This window comes from Micromonospora sp. RV43 (assembly GCF_001029515.1).
GTDB lineage: Bacteria > Actinomycetota > Actinomycetes > Mycobacteriales > Micromonosporaceae > Micromonospora > Micromonospora aurantiaca.
The window spans coordinates 1-3824 of sequence record NZ_LEKG01000070.1 but is presented as its reverse complement, the minus strand read 5'-3'; the positions used below and the strand labels follow the sequence as shown (position 1 = coordinate 3824).

General features: G+C 67.9%; 5 protein-coding genes. All 5 read right to left on the bottom strand.

The window, feature by feature from the left end; translation table 11 throughout:
• Positions 1 to 23: 23 nt before the first annotated feature.
• The 5 genes from fabD to ABD52_RS39175 all read right to left on the bottom strand — a co-directional run bounded on the left by fabD (position 24) and on the right by ABD52_RS39175 (position 3726).
• Entirely contained in the window at positions 24 to 890 is an 867-nt protein-coding gene (gene fabD / locus ABD52_RS18205) for an ACP S-malonyltransferase (RefSeq protein WP_047892627.1), read from the bottom strand.
• Positions 887 to 2308 carry a PfaD family polyunsaturated fatty acid/polyketide biosynthesis protein gene (locus tag ABD52_RS18200; RefSeq protein WP_047892626.1) on the bottom strand — a complete coding sequence of 474 codons (1422 nt, stop codon included), beginning with the start codon at positions 2306 to 2308 and terminating at the stop codon, positions 887 to 889. The genes fabD and ABD52_RS18200 overlap by 4 nt, the downstream gene beginning before the upstream one ends.
• A 19-nt stretch (positions 2309 to 2327) precedes the next feature.
• Positions 2328 to 2837 (bottom strand): hypothetical protein, encoded by a 510-nt coding sequence (locus ABD52_RS18195; protein WP_047892625.1) that lies wholly within the window; start codon positions 2835 to 2837, stop codon positions 2328 to 2330.
• 23 nt (positions 2838 to 2860) lie between these two features.
• Complete coding sequence (locus ABD52_RS18190) at positions 2861 to 3352, bottom strand: hypothetical protein (protein WP_047892624.1); 492 nt, start codon at positions 3350 to 3352, stop codon at positions 2861 to 2863.
• A 167-nt stretch (positions 3353 to 3519) separates the two neighbouring features.
• The gene (locus tag ABD52_RS39175; RefSeq protein WP_152748272.1) at positions 3520 to 3726 is read right to left on the bottom strand and encodes a hypothetical protein; all 207 of its coding nucleotides are present in this window, start codon (positions 3724 to 3726) and stop codon (positions 3520 to 3522) included.
• Between the last annotated feature and the right edge of the window lie 98 nt (positions 3727 to 3824).

Genomic DNA, 3824 nt, shown 5'->3' with positions numbered 1-3824 from the left:
GCGAACAGGCTCCTCGGGCCGTTTCAGAGGCCGGCGGCGGCGGGCGTGCGGAGGGCTTCGATACGTTTGATGAGTCCGGTGAGCACCGTGCCGGGGCCGACCTCGCGTACGGCGGCGTTGCGGTGGCCGAGTAGGTGGTCGATGGTGTCGCTCCAGCGGACAGGGCTGGTGAGCTGTCGTACGAGCAGGCCGGCGACATCGCCGTCGTACGGCAGCGCGGTGACGTTGGAGACGACGGGTATTTTGAGCCGGGACAGCACCCGGCGGCCAAGGAAGTGGGCGAACTTCTCCGCGGCCGGTGACATGTACCGGGAGTGGAAGGCGCCGGTGACCGGCAGGGTCACCACGGTGGCGCCACGGTCCTGCAAGGTGCGGCTGACGGCGGCGACGTCCGGCGGCGGGCCGGAAATGACCGTCTGGTCCGGGGCGTTGAGATTGGCGATGTCGACGCCGACGCCCTCCGGGCCGTCGAGGGCGTCACGGACGGCTTCCAGGGAAAGGCCGATGATCGCGGCCATGGTGCCCGCGCCGACGGCGCCCATCAGTCGGGCACGCTCGCGGACCACCTCCAGACCGGTCCGGAAATCGAAGGCGCCGCTGGCGAACAGCGCGACGTACTCGCCGAGGCTGTGCCCGGCGACGATGTCGGGAATCACCCCGCTGGTCCGCACCTCGTCGATGTAGGAGAGCGCGCCGACGACATACATCGCGCACTGGGTGTAGCGGGTGTCGCTCAGCCGGTCCGGCGGTCCCTGTAGGCACAGCTCGACGATCGAGTATCCCAGGACGGAATCGGCCTGCCGGACGAGGTTGGGATACTTCGGGAACAGCTGGTTGCCCATGCCGACTCGGTGCGAGCCCTGCCCGGGAAACACGAAGGCGGTGGTCATGGTCGGTTCTGCCCCCCGTACGGTAGCTCCGATGGCCCGGCGAACGCCGTGAACCGTTCCGTCAGCAGCTGCGCGGCACCGCTCATCAGGAATTCCGCGATGTCATCGACGTGACGGGTGCGCCAGTCCTCGCGTCCGGTGCCGCGCAGCAGGCCGTTGAGCGCGCCCATCGCCGGTCCGCAGTTGATCTGGTAATCCACCCGCGACTCGTCCGAGCCGCTCATCGCCAGGCGGATGGACCGCACGAAGTAGGCCTTGAACACCAGCAGCATCTTGAACTTGGGATCCGTCCGCGCCCGCTCCAGCGCCGCGGGGTTCGATCGGGCGTGGTAGGCGGCGGTCTCGTCCCATACCTCGTCGAAGCTGCGCCGGTAGTACTTGCGCTGCACCTGCTCCGCAATGTGCGGATCGATCTCATCGAGCGACCCGTACCTTTGGTAGAGCTCGTACAGCTTGTTGGCCCGCGCCGGGTAGAACAACCCGCGGCGGAGAACCTGCGCCCGGGTGCCGGTCTCGAGCATGTCGCCGGCGGGCACGATGGTCATGTCGTGCACCGAGGCGTGCTGCAACATGTCCTTGACCGGCTCGCTCGTGCCCGCCTCGACGGTGCACTGGTTGACACTTCCGGTGAGCACGAAGTCGGCGCCCATGACGAAGGCGGCGGCGACGGCTGCCGGTGAACCGAGGCCACCGGCGGCGCCGACACGGATCCGACCGACCGCCGGGTTCCGGCGAGTTGCCTCAGCACGCATGCGAAGCGTATCCGGCAGGAGGGTCACCAGCGGCCGTTGATCCGTGTGACCACCGGAGTCGGCCTCGGCGCACAGGTCGTCCACCATGGGGATCTGTGCGCCGAGGGCCGCCTCCTCGGCGGTGAGGTGTCCGTCGGTCACCAGCCGCCGCAGCACGTCCTGCGGAGGGGGTGCCAGGAATGCCTCGGTGACCTCCGGGCGACTCACCTTGGCCATGACGTGGTGGGGCACCACGACCCTGCCACCTCGGTCTCGGTGGATCCCGGCGACCCGGTAGCGGACCAGGGCTGGGGTGGGGCGGATGAACGAGGCCGCTTCCACCCGTTGCACGCCTTGCTGCAGAAGCGCGTCGACCGTCGCCATCTCCCGTACGGGATTCTCGTTGCTGGCCAAGAGGTTGATGCCGAACGGACGATCCGGGGCCTCCTGCTGGATCCGCCTGACTGCGGCAGCGATCCGCTCCGGCGACAGGCCACCCGCACCGAAGTACGCCAACATCCCCGCGCGGGCCATCCGGATGACCATGTCCTCGGAGGCCACCGCCTTGTACATGGAGCCGGCCACGTAGGCGTATCGCACGTGGTGGGCGTGCCGGAAGTCCGCGCTCCCGAGCACGGCGGCGGTGATGCGTAGCTGCTGCGGTACGCGGTCGACGACGTCGGTCACGGATGCCTCCACCCGGATGTCAGCCCCGGCCGCCTGCAGCGGCGCGCTGCTCGTGACGACTGAGAATCTTCGGCATCTCGGTGCTGACGAACCGCAGGAACCTTTCCAGGTTGCGCAGCCGCCGTAGCCGTCGCTCCGGCTCGTCGCGCAGAGCGTCGAGACCGGCAGCCGCGACGCGATGGAAGTCGTCGAACTCCGCGAAGATGCCCTTGACCTTCGGCCCCCAGCTGTTCTCCCGCAGCCAGACGACGTAGTCCTCCTCGTCGAGCTTGCCGTCGCGCTCGAAGACGCTGACCGGATCACCGTCGGGGGTAAGCTGGTCGACGATCCGGTCGACCTCCTCGCGGGAAACGCCGAGAGCGGCCACGATCTGCGATGCCGCCTGCCGGGGAGGGTCGCAGATCATGAGCCATCCGACGACTCGGCCACGGTCGTGCGGCATACCGTCGTTGTCGTAGTAGTACTGTGCGACCTCCTCGACGAAGGCGCGTTCCTCGTCGGTGGGCGGCGTCACGGCTTGCGTCGTCATCTCATTGTCCTTTCGTGAACCGGTCAGGCCGGGGTGGGCTCGGCGGACTGTTGCTGCCACCGGCGGCTCATGTCGGCCAGGTCGGGCACGATGCTGGAGAACAGCTCCTCGATGTCGGCGACGCGTCGCCTCCGTTCGGGAGTCGCGTCGTCGAGGACGCGTAACCCGTGCCGGAAGATTTCGAGGTATCGCGGCCAACTCGCGAAGGTGTGCGACACGACCTTGGCGTAGCCGTCCTCGACCAGGCGGTACCGGCGAGGCTGACCGGGTTCGTCGATCTCCTCGTAGAGCTCGGCGAGGACGAGTTGCTCGATGAGCTGCTCGATCTCCTCCGGCTTGATCTCCAGAACGGCGCAGATGTCGTCGATGCTCTGTTCCGGGGGGTCAGAGATGATCATCCAGGCCATCGTTCGTGCCTTCGGCCAGGTGACGCCGTGCGCCTCGTGGTAGTGGGTGGCGACGCCGTCGATGAACGTCCGTTCCGCCGCCGTCAGAGTGGTGCTGGTGTCCGTCACGGGGACGTCCTCCCTGCGCATTGGGATATCAGGAGTGGGCTCGTGGAGCGACCACGCTCCGGACCAGCCTCTCCGACGCGGAGATCAGACACCCCCGGGACAACCCCTAGCAACAACCCTAGGTGATGGAATTTTCACATCTGGTGACCACTGCGAGCCGCGCAGGCTCAGTGGCTGCGACCAGCCAAAGAAGGGCTCACCTGCCACCCCGGACCATCGGGCACGGCAATTCCATCGATAGCGATCTTGCTGACACGTGCGGCAGAATCCGGACCGCGCGAGCGCGCTTCGACGCGATCGTCCATCGCGACCACGTTCGGCCGATCACCGCGCGACAGCTGCGTGTCGACTCCAAACAGGGCGGCCACCGCCACCTGGACGCGCGTATCACCGAGGCGCCGGACGCCTCCCCCACGACGCCACGAACCGCCGTGTCAGGCGCACCGCCCCCGACAATCGGAGACCTCGATGC